Origin of the sequence: Mycobacterium malmoense (assembly GCF_019645855.1) — a bacterium.
GTDB classification, from domain to species: Bacteria; Actinomycetota; Actinomycetes; order Mycobacteriales; family Mycobacteriaceae; genus Mycobacterium; species Mycobacterium malmoense.
The window spans coordinates 5236610-5254068 of record NZ_CP080999.1 but is presented as its reverse complement, the minus strand read 5'-3'; the positions used below and the strand labels follow the sequence as shown (position 1 = coordinate 5254068).

The following is a 17459-nucleotide window of genomic DNA, read 5'->3' as shown; positions in this document are numbered from 1 at the left end:
TGATCGACCTCGTGCACGATCAATCTGCCGTGGGTGGGGCCGCAGTGAATGCGAACCCGGTGTCGGGGACTTAAGCGATTGCGGGATCTGAGACCTCTTGCCTGGTCTGTCCGTCGAATACCGCGTTTGGTGTCATCAAACAGAACGGCGCGGCGAGGGCCTGCGATTCGCCAAAAAGCCTGCCGCGGTGCGTGTTTAAAGGCTAGACGACGACGATGCCATCGTCGTCGCTGTAGGCGATCTCGCCGGGCACGAACGTCACCCCGCCCAGGGCGACCTCGATGTCGCGCGCTCCCGCCCCGGTCTTGGCGCTCTTACGCGGATTGGTGCCCAGCGCCTTGATGCCGATGTCGATGCCACGCAGCGCGGCGGCGTCGCGCACCGCCCCGTTGATGACCAGCCCAGCCCAGCCGTTGGAGCGGGCCAGTTCGGCGATGACGTCCCCGACCAGCGCGGTGTGCAAGGAGCCGGCGCCGTCGATCACCAGCACCCCGCCCGCCCCCGGCCCCGAAAGCACGGATTTCAGCAGCGCGTTGTCCTCGAAGCAGCGCACGGTGCTGATCGGACCGGCGAATTCGAAGCGGCCGCCGAACTGGCGGAATTGGAGATCGCAGCTGCGTACCTCGGGCCCTATGGCATCGACGAGGTCAGCGGTGGGCCGAAACGACACGGTCACTTGGGAGTTCAGCGGCGCCGCAGCTGCCGGATCAACAGGATGGCCAACAGGCTGAGGGTCAGGGCAACGATCAACGGCACCGGCGATTGGCCCGACGCCGACGCCACAACACCGGGGGAGACCGGGTTGTTGGCTCCGTCGACGGTCGACTTGGCTTGTGCCGCGGCATCTTTGGCCGCAGCAGCGAGTTCGCCGTTGGTTTCGATCCGCTGCTGCACGCCGAGGGGCTGCCCGGCCGGCTTTTCGGCCGGCACCTTCTTGGCGGGCGCTTTCTTGGCGGGCGCTTTCTTGGCCGGCGCCTTTTTCGCGGCTGCTTTTTTGGCGGGTGCTTTTGCGGTCTTCTTGACCGCCTTGGCGGGGGGCTTCTTTTCCGGCGGGTTTTCGGGCCGGTTTTCCGGCTGGGCCGATGCGCCGTCGGGTTCGCTGTTGGGTTGTTCCTGCGGGTCTGCCATGCGGCCGCTCCTTTGCAGCTTGCTCTCGCGCGCCGTAGTTACTTGGATTCCATCATGCCAGGACGGGTGGCGGCGGCTCGGCGACCGGGGCCGGTCACGGCCTGTGCCGCACCGCCCACAAGCCGCCGGCGGCCACCAGCGCCACCGTTACCACCACAAACGGCCAGACCGGCGGCTCGCCGCCGGCGTCGGTGCCGACGGTGGCGGGTCCGGGTGTGCCGGCGCCGGGCACCGTCAGCCGAAACGACCAGGACCCCGACACCACGTGGCCGTCCGCCGACGTCACCCGGTAGTTGACCGTGTAGATGCCGGCCGGTCCGAGCGGCCGCAGGCCGATGCCGACGACCGCGCCCTGGACCGTCGGCTCCCCGGTGGACCACACGTTGCCGTCGGGTCCGACGACCGTCATGGCCGCGAACGTGGTCTGCAATCGCTCGTTGAAGGTCGCGCTCACCCGGTCGGGACCGGCGGTGAGAACCGCATTGTCCGCGGGTTCGGTCGATACGCGCGCGGCGTGCGCGAACGCCGATTGTGCGTTCAGGGTTGCGGTCAACACCATGGCGGCCAGCAACAGGGCCGGCCACGCGATAATCGCCAGGCGTCTCATGCTCGTCGGCGGATCAGCACGAGGCAAAGGCCAATGGCGGCCACCGCCAGGGCCGCGCCGCCTAGCAGGCGGGCGGTGTTGTCCGGCGATTCCGACCGTGGCGGCGTGGCGGCGTGGTCGGCGGGCGTGCCGGACGGCGGATGAGGATGATGCGGTCCCGCCGACCCCGCGGCGAGTGTCAGCATGGGTGCCGGATGTTCCGGCTCGCCGCCGCCCGGCAGCGGTGGCTGGTCCCACGTCACGACCACCCCGTCGGCATAGGTTTGCGTGGCCGGGAAGCTCACCGTGTCGGTGTCGGGCAGCTGCACCGAGATCCGGAACAGCGCGAATTGATCCGCCCCGATGCCCCCGTTGGGCGCGGCCGTCCAGGTGACCGAGCGGTAGCTGCCGGAAGCCGCGTCGCGGTCGAGCCTGGCCGTCCATCCAGGCATGCTTTCGGTGCTGGCGGCCGCCACGTCGGGAAGGGTGACGGTCAGGGCGGTGGTCGCCGCGCCCGTGTTGGATTCGTTGGGCACCTGGAAGGTGACGATCGCCATGGCACCGCGCACGGCGTTGTCGCTGCCGGCATGAACGTGCGCCCATGCCACCGGGGCGCCCGCCGTCGACCCCAGGCAAAGCGCGACCGCCGCGGTGACCGGGATCGGGACGCGCGAAATCCACCCGCGGATCGACATCGGATCAGTTCAGCCCGAGCCGGGCCATCAGGTCCGCCTCGATGCCGTCGAGCTGCGACGAGATCGCGGCGTGGGCCGCCCGGCGCCGCGCGGCCGGCATATTCTCCGCGGCCGTGACGGCCGCCGACAGGTCGGTGAGCCGCTCGGCGATGGCGGAGGCGAACTGCGTGGTCTCGGCGTCCTTGGGTTTCTTGTCCTGCACCACCCGCAATGACCTTTCCGACCCGGCAATCCGGGCCGACAGCTGGGCGCCGTGGCCGGAGAACTGGCCGATCTGCGGCAGCGGAACCCCCAGCCGATCCGCGCGACGCTGGTCGATCACCGCGCGGGCGGCCATGGCCGCCCGGTATACCAGCGGCGTCAGGACCGGGGCGAGCAGGCGAGACACGGTCAGCACCCGGCGGATCCGGGTCGGTGACAGCACCTTGCCCTCCCTCGCCGCCTTGAGCTCGGTCTCGGCGACTTTTAACGCCGTCCGGTCGCTGTCCCGCTGGGACTTGACCTGCGCCTTGAGTGCCTTTTCGGCGCCGCGGCGCTCGCCCTTGATCCGGCGAGCCTCGTTCTTGGCGGTCAGCCTGGCCTCCAGTTTGGCGCGGGCCTTGATCGCACGGGCTTCGGCGCGTCGCGTCGCGCGACTCTTTCGCTTGCGGAACAGGCCCATTCCCGGCCGCCTCCCGGTAATCTCGCTGGCTCTCGTGGACTATCGCTTTCGCGTGTGCGCGATCCGTGAGCCAACCCTAATCGGAATCGGGCGGCGGCAGCCGCTCAGGTCGGGGCGTACGGCCAGCAGGGGGCCGATGCGTCCGCTAGCCGTCTAAGTGCTCGGCGCGGCGCAGCTCGTTGATCCGGTCCAGGACGTCCTGTTGCGCTTGGGCGGACAACCCGGCGATGCGCTGCCCGATGCGGCGCACACCGTCATCACGCGTCGTGACCAGCCACGACAATTCCTTGTTGAGCTTTTCGTAGTACTCGTCGTCGGTGAAGAAAGCCGGCTTGATGCGGAAGAAATTTGCCAGGGCGGCCATGGTCGCTGACGACGGGTTGGTGCGGTTGCCCGAACGCAGCTGCGACAGGTAGGGAGCCGACATTGTGATGCCCTCCGCCTTGAGCGCCGCGATCACCTCCGCTGAGGTGTGCGGCCCGCGTCCGGGTGGATACACCGTATCGAACAAGCGGTTCAGGCGGGCAGCGAACGTCGTGCTCATCGATATGACCTCCACCGGGCTGTAGAAGTGAACTGGTTAGCTGTATTTGCTAATCATGGTAGCGAGAGTTTGGTTCCACAACCAGGTGCAAACCCGATCCCGCTCGGCACCGGCGTTGCTGACGATCGCAAAATCCACACTCGACGAGTGTCTAACTAAGTTCGCTGGGGTGTCCACTAAATTGGCAAAACTCACAGGTTACCCGCAGAATTTATCACTAAGTCCAGCGTCGCGGGCTGTCGACCTTACCTTTTGCAAGGCGATCGCACCGAGCGTGCTAGGCAGCTACACCACAACGAGCAAGCAACTCGGCCTCCTCCAGAGTGTCCTTTGCTGCTAGGTCGGTAATACGCGCATGAAGCGGGCCTTGGGTGCACCTGCCGGCCCGCGAAGATACCTTCCGCAAGCCGAACGTCGGGAACAACGGGCTGCTCGGGTGGCCGCTGGTAATGGGCCACACCGGTCGCCGGCGAGGGTTTCCGACCGGCCGGGATCGTCGCCGGACGCGCCGGTGTTCGAATGTCGTTATGCGGCAAGCAGCATCGCCAGAATCGCCGTGTCGGGATGGCTGATCGGGTCGACGCCCACGCGGCTCACCATGGACGTGATGGTCCCGTCGGCTTCCGCTTCCACCCACGCCGCCCGGTGCTCTAATCCCAGATAGGGCAATCCCGGCAGCAGTACGCATCCAGACGCCGCCCCGGTGCATTCCGGCAAAGAAGGCATGGTCTCCGAAGGCGGGTGCAGCATCAGCAGCGCGGGCGGCTGGTGATCAGCGAAATACCCTGGCGGGATTGCTGATTCACCGAAAACCGTGCCCTCGGCCAGCACTAGGCCGACGGTGCCCGGCTCGGGTTCGTCGGGCAACTCCTCGCGGGCGCCGAACACCGTTGTGGTGGAAAGCAATCCGGGTAGCGATGCGACCCTGACCGCGACCATCAGCAGTTGAGCCCACTCTTTCGTCGAATCGGGCCAACGCCCGGAGATGACAAACCCTTTCAGGGCGCCACGAGAATGGAAGGGAGAAACCCCTATAGGACGGTCTGACCCGGTTTCCATCTCGACCTCCGCGTGACGCCTCCGTCCGAATAACCACACTGGTAGCTCGAATAATTAAGGATGCCTGCGGTTTAGGCGCCTTGCAACTCGACACGGCCACTGGCACAGGTGGTTTTCGGCGGCCGGATTCAAGGCCCGGCGAACGACAGGGCGCCGCGCGATCCGCGCGACGCCCCCTGCCCTCCGAGACGATGTCAGCCGAAAACCAGGCCCTTGGTTTTAGAGGTTGCGGCCGCATACCGCGACTCCACGTCCGGCCAGTTGACGACATTCCAGAACGCCTTGACGTAGTCCGCCTTGACGTTCTTGTACTGCAGGTAGAAAGCGTGTTCCCACATGTCGACCTGCAGCAGCGGAATGATGCCGAGCGGGACGTTGGCCTGCTGGTCGTAGAGCTGGAACGTCAGCAGCTTGTCGCCGAGCGAGTCATAGCCGAGCACCGCCCAGCCCGATCCCTGCAAGCCGTTGGCGGCCGCGCTGAACTGGGCGCGGAATTTGTCGAACGATCCGAACGCGTCGTCGATCGCGGACGCGAGGTCGCCGGTGGGCTTGTCGCCGCCATTCGGTGACAGGTTCTTCCACCAGATCGAGTGGTTGACGTGCCCGCCCAGGTGGAAGGCCAGGTTCTTTTCGTTCAGAAAGATCGCCGAGTGGTCGTCCTTGGCCCGCGCCTCTTCAAGCTTGGCGACGGCGTCGTTCACGCCCTTGACGTAGGCGGCGTGGTGCTTGCTGTGGTGGATCTCGTTGATCTGACCCGAGATGTGCGGTTCCAGCGCTCCGTAGTCCCAGTCCAGGTCGGGCAGGGTGTATTCAGCCACGGCATTCCTTTCTTCGGTGCATCGTTGGTGATCATCGGACGCTCATTCGCGCGAAGCTGCCGCGCGGCGGCCAGCCGCAATCAACCCTGCTCCATGACCGCGCGCGCCGCAAGGACGACCGCTAGGGGGAGATACCCAGTTGGTGTCGATTCAAGACAAAACGATGACGACAAGAATCGCCAGCAGCGCCAGCGCGATCAGGCCGGCGCGCAACGCGGCGACGCTATAGCTGTGGTTCCACGCAGGTGAGCCCGAATAGGAGTTGGACGGGGCCGACGAACCCGGGCCGAACGAATGCGTGGCCATTAAACGCCTTTCACCTGCACACTCACCTCGCCGCAGTGAGGTGAGTCACAACCGAATTTTCGTGACCGCGATCATAACCCCTTGCGGCCGGCTTTGAAAACGCGCCGCCCAGCGGCGTTGCGAGCGGCGGGCGCATCACCGGGTTGTTACCCGCCGCCGGCACCGAGGCTGCACTCGTGGTGTCGAGTCTGCGTCCAGGGCAGCTTTTTCGACTTGGCGTCGCCGTCATTACAGTCTCGGCGCCTCAGCGAACGGGTCGCGACGAACGTGCGGGCGGAGACACTTAGCAAGGCAATGCATTTCGCTCAGGTACCGGTGAGGGCTGTTTATGGCACGCTTGTTCCACCGGGCGGTTATCCACACTTGTGGCCCGGGGGAGCCGGTGAAGACCGTGTTGATGCCATGAATGCCCGGCGGTTCTTGTGGATAAACCTGTGGAAATTGTGGATAGCCAGCGGCAACTGCCGGTGTTGCCAGCGGGCGTCGAAGCCGCCAAAGCGGCCCGCATCGTCGCCGGGAGCCGCGCTGGATTGCCCGGCTCCTCCTCGGGCCGCTTCGGCGGCCCGCATCGTCGCCGGAGCTAGGCTGGTCCGGTGATCCAGGTGTGCTCCCAGTGCGGCACTCGGTGGAACGTGCGCGAGCGGCGACGCGAGTGGTGTCCCCGCTGTCGCGGGGCGCTGATGGCGCCCTTGGCGGACGCGCCGCCGGCTCGCCCGCCCGCGGCCCCCGGCTGGCAGCGCACCCCGCCGCGGCTGCCGCCGGGCTTCCGGTGGATAGCGGTGCGCCCCGGCGCCGCGCCGCCGCAGCGACACCGGCGACGGTCCCTCGGGCCCACACCGCGCTACGCCGTGATGCCGCGCTGGGGTTTGGCGGACCGCGTCGACCAGGTCCCCGCAGCAGCCGAAAGGCCCACGCGGACAGGGCCGTCGGTGCTGTCCGTGCGCACCACCCTGTTCCTGAGCGTGCTGGTCCTCAGCATGACCGCCCTGGTGTACGTCGTGCGCTATGTGCTGTTGGTGATCAACCGGAACACGCTGCTGAATTCGATCGTGGCCATCGCCGCCGACTGGCTCGGGGTGTTGGCCAGCGTGGCCGCGATCGGGGCGGTGATCGCCTCCGGCGTGATGCTGATCCGGTGGCTGATCGCGCGGCGGGCCGCCGTGTTCTCGCATCATGGCCTGCCGGAGCAGCGCTCCGTCCGGGAGTTGTGGGTCGGCTGCGTGCTGCCGCTGGCCAACCTGCTCTGGGCCCCGGTGTATGTCATCGAGCTGGCGCTTCTCGAAGAGCACTACGCGCGGCTGAAGCGGCCGATCGTAAAGTGGTGGCTCGCCTGGATTCTCAGCTACATCGTGTCGATTTTCGCCATCGCCACCAGCTTCGCCACCGACGGCCAAGGCATCGCGAACAACACCGTCCTGATGGTGTTTGCCTACCTGGTCGCGGCGGCCACGGTGGCCGCCGCCGCCCGGGTTTTCGAGGGGTTCGAGCGCAAACCGGTCGAACGGCCCGCGCATCGATGGGTCGTGGTCGATGACGATCACGCTCGTGCCGCGGCACCGGCATCCGCCGGCCCGGTTGAGCTAGAGGGGCAGGAACCGGCAGCATAGGGGTATGACGTGGGCCGACGAGGTGCTCGCCGGGCACCCCTTTGTCGTTGCCCATCGTGGCGCTTCGGCCGCTCGGCCCGAACACACGCTGGCCGCCTACGACCTCGCGCTCAAGGAGGGCGCCGACGGCGTCGAATGCGATGTGCGGCTGACCCGCGACGGCCATCTGGTTTGCGTGCACGACCGCCGGCTGGACCGGACCTCGACGGGAGCCGGGTTGGTCAGCACCATGACCCTCGCTGAGCTGCGCGAGCTCGAGTACGGGGCGTGGCACGGGAGCTGGCGTGCGGACGGCGCGCACGGTGATACCAGCCTGCTCACGCTGGACTCCCTCGTTTCGCTCGTCCTGGACTGGCGCCGGCCGGTCAAGATCTTCGTCGAGACCAAGCACCCCGTCCGCTACGGCTCACTGGTGGAAAGCAAGCTGCTCGCGCTGCTGCACCGGTTCGGCATCGCCGCGCCCGCCTCCGCCGACCGGTCCCGCGCAGTGGTGATGTCGTTTTCGGCGGCCGCGGTTTGGCGGATCCGGCGGGCCGCGCCGCTGTTGCCGACGGTGCTGCTCGGCAAGACGGCCCGCTACCTGACCAGCAGCGCGGCCACCGCCGTCGGCGCCACCGCCGTCGGGCCTTCGTTGCCGACGTTGAAGGAATACCCGCAGCTCGTGGACCGCGCCGTCGCCCAGGGCAGGGCGGTGTACTGCTGGAACGTCGACGAGTACGAAGACATCGACTTCTGCCGGGACGTCGGGGTGGCCTGGCTTGCCACCCACCACCCGGGTCGCACGAAGGCCTGGCTGGAGAGGGGACGCGCCGGCCAGGGCAGCAGCTAGTTCATTGTTGTCCATCGAGCGTGGCGGCGGGCACGGGCGAGTCGGAGGCCAGCGCGTCGAACAACTCGGCCGCGGCGTCGTGGTTCCACACCACGGTCGCCCCGGCGTCGCCGTTGCTGAACTCACCGATTGGGACGGTCATCGCAGTGGTGGATCCGTGTAGCGCCCAGCCGAGCCGCGCCAGGTCCCACGCATGGTCACCCCGGTCGACCGTCAGCGCGCCGGCGGCCGCGCGCGGCACCGAGTGCCAACGGACGGGATCGAGCCACACCGCCGGGCTGGCGGCGCGGTGCAGCAGTGCCGACAGGAATTGCCGTTGGTTGACCATCCTGTCCAGGTCCGCGCGCGGTGTGTCACGCGTCCTCACGTATCCGAGCGCGTCGCGGCCATCCAGCCGCTGGCAGCCGGCCGGCAGGTCGACGCCGGCCAACGGGTCCTCGATCGGCGTCGTTGGGCACACGGTGACCCCGCCCAACGCGTCGACGAGGCCGGCGAACCCGCCGAATCCGATCTCGGCGTAGTGGTCGAGGCGCAGCCCGGTGGCCTGCTCCAGCGTCCGGGTCAGCAGCGGCGCCCCGCCCATCGCGAAGGCGGCATTGATCTTGTCCCTGCCATAGCCCGGGATCGGCACGTACGAGTCACGCGGTATCGACACCATCGTCGTCGCGGCGCCGGACCGCAACGCCGGCACGTGTACCAGCAGGATGGTGTCGGTGCGGCTGCTGCCGAGGTCGCCGCCGGTGGCCAGGTCCTGCTGCTGCTCGGCGGTGAGGCCCTGGCGGCTGTCCGAGCCGACCAGCAGCCAGTTGGTGCCGCGGCCGGGCCCGGGCCGATCGGGATAGTCGGTCAGTGCCTGCTCGCGGCGCAGCGCCGTGTCGAACCAAACCGCCCCACCGACAATGCCGGCGCCGGCGAGCAGCGCGCCGATCAGCAGACCGACCGCCACCACCCGTGCCCAGCGGCGCTTGCCGCGCTTGCGGCGCGTCCTGGGTCCGATGGGGCGCGGCGGGGGCGGACCTACCGCACGCACTGGCGGCGACGGCCATTCCGCTAACCGGTCACCGTTCACCCAGCCAACTTACGTGCCGGCACCCGCCGTCAGCGCGGCCCAGCCGCAACCAGTGGGTTACCGACGCGCGCGCAGCCCGTTGATGAACGGGCAACCCATCAGCACCCGGATGGCCTGGCTCAGCCCGGTCATATCGTCCACCGGCTTGTGGAAGGGCAGCCGGACATCATGGTCGCCGTCATTGGCCTCGACGCGAAACCGCACGCCGTACCGGTCGAGGCCGAGCGGGCGCACCTGCCCGCGGCGCAACGGCGCGGGCAGCTTCGACACCAGCCGCGCGACCACATCGTTGTGGGCGGTTTCCAGGTGCCACAGCAGGCTCGCCTCGATCTCGCAGAACGGGTCGGGCCGGGCCGCGAGCAGGTCCGCGATGCTGACGGGCTCGGCGCCGGTGGCGTCGGTGACAACTACGGACGCGATCTCGAGGCGCAGCAGTGCGTACCGGGGCTCGTCGCCGTCGGACGGCGCCGATTGCGGGGTCTCGATCTGGAGCAATGCCGGGTTCGGATACTCGGCGGCGATTTGGTCGAGCATGGTGGTGACCGCGTCCGAAGGCACCCGCTCCAGGCGGCCGCGCACCCACACCAGCGAACGGACCGGTTCCCGCAGCGGGAGCGGTGCGTAGTCGGTCAGTTCCAGCAGCGCTTGCGATCCGGAGATCGGGCAGCCCGCGTCGTCGCGGTGGTCGACCGGAAGCGCAACGGCAAAGGATCCGTCGTGCAGCAGGTGATGCACGGGCGTGCAGACCGGGTCCTGGTGTGCCTCCCCAGTCTCTAAGGCAAGGAGCGCGCCGCCGGCCCGGGCACAGGCGCTGCGAATGCGTTCGGCAGTCGTCGGCGTGGGGTTGCTCAGCGGTAACATCGTTCTCCTCTGGACCTTAGGTAAGCCTAAGTTAACTTACACCGACTGATGGCGCAAGACGTGTTTGACGGTGCGCGCCGTTAGGGTTGGGGCGTGGTTCGCATCGCTTACCTCGGTCCGGAAGGGACCTTTACCGAGGCGGCGCTGCTGCAAATTACGGCCGCCGGTCTGATTCCCGAGCAAGCGCCCGACGCCGTGCGGCGGATGCCGATCGAGAGCACCCCCGCGGCGCTGAACGCTGTCCGTCACGGCGACGCCGATTACGCGTGCGTGCCGATCGAGAACTCGATCGACGGTTCGGTGATCCCCACCCTGGACAGCCTGGCCATCGGTTCGCCCCTGCAGGTCTTCGCCGAGACGACGCTGGACGTGGCCTTCAGTATCGTCGTCAAACCCGGCCGCGGCGCGGCCGACGTGCGTACGCTGGCGGCCTTCCCGGTTGCGGTGGCCCAGGTGCGGCAATGGCTTGCCGCCCATCTGCCCGGCGCCGAACTGCGGCCGGCGTATTCCAATGCCGACGCGGCGCGGCAGGTCGCCGACGGGCAGGCCGACGCCGCGGTGACCTCGCCGCTGGCCGCCGCCCATTGGAGACTGGCCGCCCTGGCCGAGGGCGTCGTCGACGAACCCAACGCCCGCACCCGCTTCGTCCTCATCGGTCTGCCGGGCCCGCCGCCGGCGCGCACTGGAGCCGATCGAACGTCCGTGGTTCTGCGCATCGACAACGTGCCCGGCGCGCTGTTGGCCGCGCTGGCCGAATTCGGTATCCGCGGCATCGACCTGACCCGGATCGAATCCCGGCCGACCCGAACCGAGCTCGGCACCTACCTGTTCTTCGCCGACTGCGTCGGCCACCTCGACGACGGCGCCGTCGCCGAGGCACTCAAGGCCTTGCACCGTCGTTGTGCCGATGTGAGATACCTGGGTTCCTGGCCGATGGGCTCGGCCGCGGGGGTGGTGCCGCCGCCGGTGGACGAGGCGGCGCGCTGGCTTGCGCGCCTGCGGGAAGGCAAACCCGGGCAGACCTCCGGGGCGGGGCTTGAGCCATGAGCGGTCGGTTGGTGTTGCTGCGGCACGGCCAGTCGTACGGCAACGTCGAGCGCAGGCTGGACACCCGCCCACCCGGGGCGGAGCTGACGGCGTTGGGACGCGACCAGGCCCGGGCGTTTGCCCGCGGCTCGGGACGGCCGGCGATGCTCGCGCACTCGGTGGCCACGCGGGCGTCGCAGACGGCCGCGGTGATCGGCGCCGAACTCGAAATGGCCACCCTCGTGGTTGCCGGCGTTCACGAGGTGCAGGTCGGTGCGCTGGAAAACCGCAACGACGACGAGGCGGTCGCGGAATTCAATGCGATCTACGAGCGATGGCAGCACGGCGAGCTGGACGTGCCGCTGCCCGGCGGAGAGACCGGCAACGACGTGCTGGACCGCTACGTGCCGGCGCTCACCGACCTGCGCATGCGCTACCTCGACGATGCCGACTGGAACGGCGACATCGTCGTCGTCAGCCACGGCGCGGCGATCCGGTTGGCCTCCGCGGTCCTGGCCGGAGTGGACGCGAACTTCGCGCTGGACAGCCACCTGGACAACGCCGAGTCGGTGGTGTTGGCCCCGATCACCGACGGCCGGTGGAGCTGTGTGCGGTGGGGAACGTTGACCCCGCCCTTCTATCCCAAAGCTGATTCGAGCGCGGTCGCCGACGCGGTGACGTCAGGCACTGACCCGATGGGCTGACCGCTCGACCGACTCGGCGCATCCGCAGCCGACGGCGTCGCAGTCGACGACGAACGCGTGCGGCGCCAGCTCGGGGCTGACGCAGTCGGCCTCGGTGCATTCCGACCGGTGCAGCGCGTGGCGAATGATGGTGCCGTGGCAGTGATCTAGGCCCGCCCGGCAGTCGCGGCACTCAGCGCTCATACGCCGTTCATAGCACCCGGCCTCGACAAATTCGGGATGCCGCGCCCATGGGGACGGCCGGGGTTCTTTAGGCCCGGGTTTCTAGGCCCAGCCCAGCTCTTCCAGGCGGTCGTCGTCGATGCCGAAGTGGTGGGCGATCTCGTGGATCACCGTGATCGCCACCTCCTCGACCACGTCGTCGTCGGAGTCACAGGCGTCCAGCAGCGCCTCGCGGTAGATCGTGATGGTGTCCGGCAGCGACCCCGCGTAGTCGGAGTCCCGCTCGGTGAGCGCCACGCCTTCATACAGCCCGAGCAGCTCGGCGTCCTGCGGATGGCGGTCTTCGACCAGGACGACGACGTTGTCCATGGCGGCCGCGAGTTGGGGCGGGATCAGGTCGAGTGCGTCGGAGACCAGCTCGTCGAACCGCTGCGGGTCCATTCGCACGGACACCCGGCTAGCCTCCCGGTGCGGGCTCGGCCGGCGGGGGCGGCGGTGGTTCCGGGTTGACCGGCGGGGGCGGCGGTGGTTCCGGTGCCGGGTTGGCCGGCGGAGGCGCCACCGGCTCGGGTGCCGGGGGCGGGGCCTCCTGCGGTGCGTGAGTGGCGGGGGCCTGCGCTCGGGGCGGCATCACGACCGGCTGTTGCTGCGGAAGGTGCTGATTGTTGGGCGGTATGGCGTCCGGCGGAGCGCTGGGCTGGTTTGCCGGAGCCTGGAGGGGTATCGGCGGCAGCGTGAGCCGCTCCTCGGGAATGTCGGGCGGCGGCACCGGCGGCTGACCGTTGATCAGCAACTGGCCCTTGGCGCTGTTCACCAGCGTGGCCCAGCCCCCATTGCCCAGCGTCGCGCCGATGCTGCACGCGACCTCGCGGCTGCCCGCCGACCAGCTGGGCAGCGACACGGTGGGGTAAATCAGCGTCAGGGTGGTGGTGCGCAGCTTGATCGGCGCAAGGTAGGCGTCCGTCATCTTGGTGCACGAATCCTTGATGAATCCGTCCTGGTCGGGCTCGGCGGGCAGGGCTCCGGGAAACTTCTCGGCCAGGTTGACCGTGCCGGTGACCTCCATCGCATGGGGGGCCGCGCAGTCGACCGGCACGTCGGTCGGCTGGTTGGTTGTCGGGTCGATGCCCAGGCAGGCGCCGGCCGGCCAGACCTTGGACTGGTCGACGTCGGCGACCTTGCCCTTGAAGGCCTGCTGCTCGTTGTTGGCGCCCGGCAGTTGCAGGCCACACAGCATGCGGCGGTCGCCTGCCTGGCGCCACGCTCGGTCGCCGGCCCACAGCATGCTGACGGTGAACTTGCTGTTGGGGTCGAACTTGGGTCCCAGATAGTTGCGGACGGCGGGCTCGCACTGCTCCTGCGTGATCTGCTGGATGCGAGCCGGCGACGGCGGAGCGGCGTTGGGCCCGTACTCGGAGCCGGGGAAGGTCCGCATGTCGACGGATTCGGCGACTTCGAACTTGTGGTCGTCCGCGCAGTTGACGATGCTGGCGGACTCCGGGGTGGTGTTCGGCCACATCAGGCAGTCACCGCTGGTGGCGCGGTTGAACGCGGCGTCGCTCTTGGTTCCGGTGCTGGGTATCGGATTGCTGTCGATATAGCCGGCCAGCCGCCCCGGGCCGGTGCCACCGACCGGAATCGCGGTGACCAGCCCGGCGATCAACAGGGCGCCAAGCGCGGTGAGCAGCAGCGCTCGCCTGGTCGCCGTCGCCTGCAAGCCGCGCGGCCACGGGAAGCCTCCCGGCGGCTGTTCCGCCGGGTCGTCCGGGGCGCCGGCGGGGGCGCCGGCTTCCGAAACTTCCTTCTCGGGCGCTTGCGACATCCGTTCCATTCTGACAGGGCCGGGTAAGCCGCGTGACCAATGTGGCGGATGTAGCGTCCTGGGGTTGTCCCGGCGGGGTGCTGTGCCATTCGGCCGGGATCGCAAAAGTAGTGTCAGGGCCGTGATCGACCTGAAGCTGCTCCGGGAAGACCCCGATGCCGTGCGCCGTTCCCAAATCAGCCGGGGCGAGGACCCGGCGCTGGTGGACGCCCTGTTGGCGGCCGATGCCGCACGCCGGGCCGCGATCTCGTCCGCCGACACGCTGCGCGCCGACCAGAAGGCCGTCAGCAAGAGCGTGGGTGCCGCGTCGGCCGAGGAGCGACCGGTCAAGCTGGCGCGCGCCAAGGAGCTCGCCGAGCAGGTGAAAGCCGCCGAAACCGCCCAGGCCGAAGCCGAGGCGGCGTTCACGGCGGCGCACCTGGCGATCTCGAACGTCGTCATCGACGGGGTGCCCGCCGGCGGGGAGGACGACTATCGGGTCCTCGACGTGGTCGGCGAGCCGGTGGCGATCGAAAACCCAAGGGACCATGTGGAACTCGGTGAGTCGCTCGGGCTCATCGACATGCAGCGCGGCGCCAAGGTGTCCGGCTCGCGGTTTTATTTCCTGACCGGCCGGGGCGCGCTGCTGCAGCTGGGCCTGCTACAGCTGGCGTTGCGGCTGGCCATCGAGAACGGCTTCATCCCGATGATCCCGCCGGTGCTGGTGCGACCGGAGGTGATGGCCGGCACCGGATTCCTGGGCGCCCACGCCGACGAGGTCTACCGGGTCGAGGCCGACGACCTGTACCTGGTGGGCACCTCGGAGGTGCCGCTGGCCGGCTACCACGCCGACGAGATCCTGGACCTGTCCGGCGGCCCGCTGCGGTATGCGGGCTGGTCGTCGTGTTTTCGCCGCGAGGCCGGCAGCTACGGCAAGGACACCCGCGGCATCATCCGGGTGCATCAGTTCGACAAGGTCGAGGGGTTCGTCTACTGCACGCCCAACGAGGCGGAGGCCGAACACCAACGGCTGCTGGGTTGGCAGCGCGAGATGCTGGCCCGCATCGAGGTGCCGTATCGGGTAATCGACGTGGCCGCAGGCGATCTCGGCTCGTCGGCCGCCCGCAAGTTCGACTGCGAGGCCTGGGTGCCGACGCAGCAGACCTATCGCGAGCTGACCTCGACGTCGAACTGCACGACGTTTCAGGCGCGGCGGCTGGCCACCCGGTATCGCGACGCAGCGGGCAAGCCGCAGATCGCCGCGACACTTAACGGAACGCTGGCCACCACCCGCTGGCTCGTCTCGATCCTGGAGAACCATCAGCGGCCCGACGGCAGCGTGCGGGTGCCCGCCGCGCTGGTGCCCTTCGTCGGCACCGAATTGCTCGAGCCCTAGAGGCGTGAGTCGTTCGCTTCGGGTCGTCGAGCGTGGGGGATATGTACGAAAAGTCGTATCGTGCGCATTTCCCCCGCACTCGACGGGCCCTTGGCGGCACTACAGGCGCACCATCCCGTCCAATTGCCGATCGGCCCAGCGACGCCAGGGTGGTGAGGCGTGAATTCGGTGGGTTGACACGAGGATTTTAGGTGACAGGATTCGGCGGGACGCCTACTGTATTCCTGTCTAATAATCGTCGTGGTTGCCGGAAGGGGCTGGACGATATGGACTTTGCGCTGTATCCACCAGAAGTCAACTCAGGGCTGATGTACGCCGGCCCCGGGCCGGGGCCGCTGCTGGCGGCCGCGGCGGCCTGGGATGCGGTGGCCGCCGAGCTGGAGTCGGCCGCGGCCGGCTATTCCTCGGAGGTCTCCGGGCTGACCGGGCTGGCGTGGTTTGGCCCGTCGTCGGCGGCGATGGCGGCTGCGGCCGCCCCCTATGTGGGGTGGCTGCAAACCACGGCCGTGGCGGCCGGGCAGACGGCCGCCCAGGCGTTTGCGGCGGCGGCAGCGTATGAGGCGGCGTTTGCCGCGACGGTGCCCCCGCCGGTGATCGCGGCCAACCGGGCGCAGTTAGCGGTGCTGGTCGCGACCAACTTTTTCGGGCAGAACACCCCGGCGATCGCGGCCACCGAGGCCGAATACGTGGCGTTCTGGGTCCAGGACGCCACCGCGATGTATGTCTACGCCGCCGATTCGGCGGCGGCGAGCACCCTGACCTCGTTTCAGGAGCCGTCGCCGTCGACCAACCAGGCCGGACAGGCTGAGCAGGCCCGCTCGGTGGCCCAAAGCGCCGGCAACGCCACCAGCGCCCACACCCAAACCCTGGCCCAGCTCACCACCCAGCAGGCCGGCGCGCTGGCCCCCGGTGACCCAGCCATCCCAGGGGGCACGACGGCCACCGTTCCCGCCGGGAGCACCATCACCGTCGGGCCCAATTCTGTTGCATTCGTTAACGGCGGGTCGATCACCACCACTACCGTCAGCAATGGGAGTGTCTATTTCGCGAGCGGTGTCTCCATCATCGTGAACACCAACAGCGCCGTCACCCTTGACACTCCAGCCATCGAGGGCGGCATTCCGGTCGCCGCCGGTCATACCATCATTGCCAATGCCGTCAATCCCATCACTCTCACCCCGGCGGCGGGGTATAGCAGCGTCACCGCTTACCTCGTCAACGGCTCGGCCACCATCGCCGGCTCGCCTTTTAGTTCGGCTGGCATCGCCAACACCGGCGCCGGTAGCGCCACCGCCGTCGTCGGCTCGTCTGCCGTCGACGTCCTCGCCGGCGGCACCGGCGTCAGCTACGTCGCCCCTGTCGCCCCTGTCGTACCTGTCGTACCCGCTGTCTCGCCTGGCGGGTTGGTGTCTGCGCTGGGCGCTACCAGCTCACCGGGCCTGGCGGGGACCGCGGGAATTCAACCTCAGCTCAACGCCGAATTGCTCATGAAATGGGCTGGTGCCCTACCCGGTGCCGACCTAGCGACAGCGGCCGGATGAGGGCAAGGGTCTCGGTGGAACTTGTTGGGACACAAGGCTATTCGGCCACAGCGGCGCGGGTCGTTCCGTCCTCCCCCGGCGCCGACCGGCCGGCAGCGCCAACGCCGACAATAGCCGGGCGCTGAAGCGTTCGGTCCACCTAGGCGGCAACCTTGGGTGCCGCCGCGTCGGCCGCCTGCTCGTGGCGGCGCTGGCGTTCCATCGTCGCGAAGTAGAAGGCGAACGCGAACGCGAAGCTAGTGAACAGGCTCGACACAAAGTACAGCCACGGGTGCCTTAGGCCGCGGCGGTAGCCGTCCACGATCGTAAAGATCGGCAGCAGAACCACATTCGCGATCGTGTAGTCCTGGCTGGCCGAACTGGCGGCCGGGTTGGTGAACATCAGTCGGATGTATTCGGCCCAGCTCCCGTGTTCGCCCCACAGCGGGTTGGTGGACCCGTGCGAGTACTCCTGCACGTAGGTGATGTTGAAGTACCAGCCCAAGGCGACCGAGGAGATGCCGACGACGTAGTAGACGATTTCCATCGGCGAGAAGAGTGGGCCGCCGGCCGGCCGGGCGAAGACCGTCGAGTTTGACCTGACGATCCAGATGATGACCGCCAGTCCGAGTACCGCGTGGGTGAGAAGCGAGACCATTCGCGCAGTCTCACCCCCGCCGCGAAGTT

The 17459-nt window shown here is 68.5% G+C and carries 20 protein-coding genes and 1 pseudogene; 6 read left to right on the top strand and 15 right to left on the bottom strand.

Annotation, left to right across the window (positions count from 1 at the left end; all coding sequences use genetic code 11):
* Positions 1-202 precede the first annotated feature (202 nt).
* The 9 genes from rraA to K3U93_RS24325 all read right to left on the bottom strand — a co-directional run bounded on the left by rraA (position 203) and on the right by K3U93_RS24325 (position 5797).
* A complete protein-coding gene (gene rraA / locus K3U93_RS24365) occupies positions 203-676 on the bottom strand; it encodes a ribonuclease E activity regulator RraA (RefSeq protein ID WP_071509555.1) in 474 nt (157 codons plus the stop codon).
* 8 nt (positions 677-684) lie between these two features.
* Complete coding sequence (locus K3U93_RS25325) at positions 685-1128, bottom strand: Rv3852 family protein (protein WP_071509554.1); 444 nt, start codon at positions 1126-1128, stop codon at positions 685-687.
* 94 nt (positions 1129-1222) lie between these two features.
* Positions 1223-1735 carry a copper resistance CopC family protein gene (locus tag K3U93_RS24355; protein ID WP_071509553.1) on the bottom strand — a complete coding sequence of 171 codons (513 nt, stop codon included), beginning with the start codon at positions 1733-1735 and terminating at the stop codon, positions 1223-1225.
* Complete coding sequence (locus tag K3U93_RS24350; protein WP_071509552.1) at positions 1732-2409, bottom strand: YcnI family copper-binding membrane protein; 678 nt, start codon at positions 2407-2409, stop codon at positions 1732-1734. The genes K3U93_RS24355 and K3U93_RS24350 overlap by 4 nt, the downstream gene beginning before the upstream one ends.
* Positions 2410-2413: 4 nt before the next feature.
* Positions 2414-3070 carry a DUF6474 family protein gene (locus tag K3U93_RS24345; protein ID WP_071509551.1) on the bottom strand — a complete coding sequence of 219 codons (657 nt, stop codon included), beginning with the start codon at positions 3068-3070 and terminating at the stop codon, positions 2414-2416.
* A gap of 145 nt (positions 3071-3215) precedes the next feature.
* A complete protein-coding gene (locus tag K3U93_RS24340; protein ID WP_071509558.1) occupies positions 3216-3614 on the bottom strand; it encodes a transcriptional regulator in 399 nt (132 codons plus the stop codon).
* A gap of 525 nt (positions 3615-4139) precedes the next feature.
* Positions 4140-4673: a peptidase gene (locus tag K3U93_RS24335; RefSeq protein ID WP_071509550.1), complete on the bottom strand. Its 534-nt coding sequence runs from the start codon at positions 4671-4673 to the stop codon at positions 4140-4142.
* A 194-nt stretch (positions 4674-4867) separates the two neighbouring features.
* The gene (locus tag K3U93_RS24330; protein ID WP_071509549.1) at positions 4868-5491 is read right to left on the bottom strand and encodes a superoxide dismutase; all 624 of its coding nucleotides are present in this window, start codon (positions 5489-5491) and stop codon (positions 4868-4870) included.
* Between the two features lie 150 nt (positions 5492-5641).
* The gene (locus tag K3U93_RS24325) at positions 5642-5797 is read right to left on the bottom strand and encodes a hypothetical protein (RefSeq protein WP_176220085.1); all 156 of its coding nucleotides are present in this window, start codon (positions 5795-5797) and stop codon (positions 5642-5644) included.
* A 593-nt stretch (positions 5798-6390) separates the two neighbouring features.
* On the opposite strand from K3U93_RS24325, the gene K3U93_RS24320 reads away from it, so the two are divergent.
* Both K3U93_RS24320 and K3U93_RS24315 read left to right on the top strand, forming a co-directional pair.
* The gene (locus K3U93_RS24320) at positions 6391-7404 is read left to right on the top strand and encodes a DUF4328 domain-containing protein (protein ID WP_071509548.1); all 1014 of its coding nucleotides are present in this window, start codon (positions 6391-6393) and stop codon (positions 7402-7404) included.
* A gap of 4 nt (positions 7405-7408) precedes the next feature.
* Entirely contained in the window at positions 7409-8233 is an 825-nt protein-coding gene (locus tag K3U93_RS24315) for a glycerophosphodiester phosphodiesterase (protein WP_071509547.1), read from the top strand.
* 1 nt (position 8234) lies between these two features.
* Here K3U93_RS24315 and K3U93_RS24310 read toward each other — a convergent pair whose 3' ends face one another.
* Together K3U93_RS24310 and K3U93_RS24305 are read right to left on the bottom strand one after the other, a co-directional pair.
* On the bottom strand, positions 8235-9302 hold the full coding sequence (locus K3U93_RS24310) for an LCP family protein (RefSeq protein ID WP_083013034.1): 1068 nt from the start codon (positions 9300-9302) through the stop codon (positions 8235-8237).
* A gap of 57 nt (positions 9303-9359) precedes the next feature.
* Positions 9360-10163 (bottom strand): DUF2470 domain-containing protein, encoded by an 804-nt coding sequence (locus K3U93_RS24305; protein WP_071509546.1) that lies wholly within the window; start codon positions 10161-10163, stop codon positions 9360-9362.
* Positions 10164-10256: 93 nt separating this feature from the next.
* Between K3U93_RS24305 and pheA the strand changes: the two genes are divergently transcribed.
* Positions 10257-11210, top strand: a complete 954-nt coding sequence (gene pheA, locus K3U93_RS24300) for a prephenate dehydratase (protein WP_083013033.1) — start codon at positions 10257-10259, stop codon at positions 11208-11210.
* Entirely contained in the window at positions 11207-11893 is a 687-nt protein-coding gene (locus K3U93_RS24295) for a histidine phosphatase family protein (RefSeq protein WP_083013032.1), read from the top strand. Before pheA ends, K3U93_RS24295 begins: the two co-directional genes overlap by 4 nt.
* Here the strand turns inward: K3U93_RS24295 and K3U93_RS24290 are convergent.
* From K3U93_RS24290 to K3U93_RS24280, 3 genes and pseudogenes are all read right to left on the bottom strand, one after another.
* The gene (locus K3U93_RS24290; RefSeq protein ID WP_083013031.1) at positions 11870-12076 is read right to left on the bottom strand and encodes a hypothetical protein; all 207 of its coding nucleotides are present in this window, start codon (positions 12074-12076) and stop codon (positions 11870-11872) included. The genes K3U93_RS24295 and K3U93_RS24290 overlap by 24 nt on opposite strands.
* Positions 12073-12508, bottom strand: a pseudogene (locus K3U93_RS24285) (metallopeptidase family protein). Before K3U93_RS24285 ends, K3U93_RS24290 begins: the two are co-directional and overlap by 4 nt.
* Positions 12509-12512: 4 nt before the next feature.
* Positions 12513-13877 (bottom strand): septum formation family protein, encoded by a 1365-nt coding sequence (locus K3U93_RS24280; protein WP_420915365.1) that lies wholly within the window; start codon positions 13875-13877, stop codon positions 12513-12515.
* A 121-nt stretch (positions 13878-13998) separates the two neighbouring features.
* Here K3U93_RS24280 and serS point away from each other — a divergent pair, with 121 nt between their 5' ends.
* Complete coding sequence (gene serS / locus K3U93_RS24275) at positions 13999-15252, top strand: serine--tRNA ligase (protein WP_083012581.1); 1254 nt, start codon at positions 13999-14001, stop codon at positions 15250-15252.
* A 266-nt stretch (positions 15253-15518) separates the two neighbouring features.
* A complete protein-coding gene (locus tag K3U93_RS25415) occupies positions 15519-16793 on the top strand; it encodes a PPE family protein (RefSeq protein WP_083012579.1) in 1275 nt (424 codons plus the stop codon).
* A 139-nt stretch (positions 16794-16932) separates the two neighbouring features.
* Here K3U93_RS25415 and K3U93_RS24265 read toward each other — a convergent pair whose 3' ends face one another.
* The gene (locus K3U93_RS24265) at positions 16933-17430 is read right to left on the bottom strand and encodes a DUF2834 domain-containing protein (RefSeq protein WP_083012576.1); all 498 of its coding nucleotides are present in this window, start codon (positions 17428-17430) and stop codon (positions 16933-16935) included.
* Positions 17431-17459 lie beyond the last annotated feature (29 nt).

Bases quoted from the DNA above. Each gene is read 5' to 3' on its own strand.
- K3U93_RS24350 (WP_071509552.1), bottom strand. From the start codon at position 2,409: ATGTCGATCCGCGGGTGGATTTCGCGCGTCCCGATCCCGGTCACCGCG.
- K3U93_RS24315 (WP_071509547.1), top strand. From the start codon at position 7,409: ATGACGTGGGCCGACGAGGTGCTCGCCGGGCACCCCTTTGTCGTTGCC.
- K3U93_RS24335 (WP_071509550.1), bottom strand. From the start codon at position 4,673: ATGGAAACCGGGTCAGACCGTCCTATAGGGGTTTCTCCCTTCCATTCT.
- K3U93_RS25325 (WP_071509554.1), bottom strand. From the start codon at position 1,128: ATGGCAGACCCGCAGGAACAACCCAACAGCGAACCCGACGGCGCATCG.
- K3U93_RS24290 (WP_083013031.1), bottom strand. From the start codon at position 12,076: ATGAGCGCTGAGTGCCGCGACTGCCGGGCGGGCCTAGATCACTGCCAC.
- K3U93_RS25415 (WP_083012579.1), top strand. From the start codon at position 15,519: ATGGACTTTGCGCTGTATCCACCAGAAGTCAACTCAGGGCTGATGTAC.
- K3U93_RS24355 (WP_071509553.1), bottom strand. From the start codon at position 1,735: ATGAGACGCCTGGCGATTATCGCGTGGCCGGCCCTGTTGCTGGCCGCC.
- K3U93_RS24325 (WP_176220085.1), bottom strand. From the start codon at position 5,797: ATGGCCACGCATTCGTTCGGCCCGGGTTCGTCGGCCCCGTCCAACTCC.
- K3U93_RS24295 (WP_083013032.1), top strand. From the start codon at position 11,207: ATGAGCGGTCGGTTGGTGTTGCTGCGGCACGGCCAGTCGTACGGCAAC.
- K3U93_RS24345 (WP_071509551.1), bottom strand. From the start codon at position 3,070: ATGGGCCTGTTCCGCAAGCGAAAGAGTCGCGCGACGCGACGCGCCGAA.
- K3U93_RS24280 (WP_420915365.1), bottom strand. From the start codon at position 13,877: ATGTCGCAAGCGCCCGAGAAGGAAGTTTCGGAAGCCGGCGCCCCCGCC.
- K3U93_RS24305 (WP_071509546.1), bottom strand. From the start codon at position 10,163: ATGTTACCGCTGAGCAACCCCACGCCGACGACTGCCGAACGCATTCGC.
- K3U93_RS24340 (WP_071509558.1), bottom strand. From the start codon at position 3,614: ATGAGCACGACGTTCGCTGCCCGCCTGAACCGCTTGTTCGATACGGTG.
- K3U93_RS24265 (WP_083012576.1), bottom strand. From the start codon at position 17,430: ATGGTCTCGCTTCTCACCCACGCGGTACTCGGACTGGCGGTCATCATC.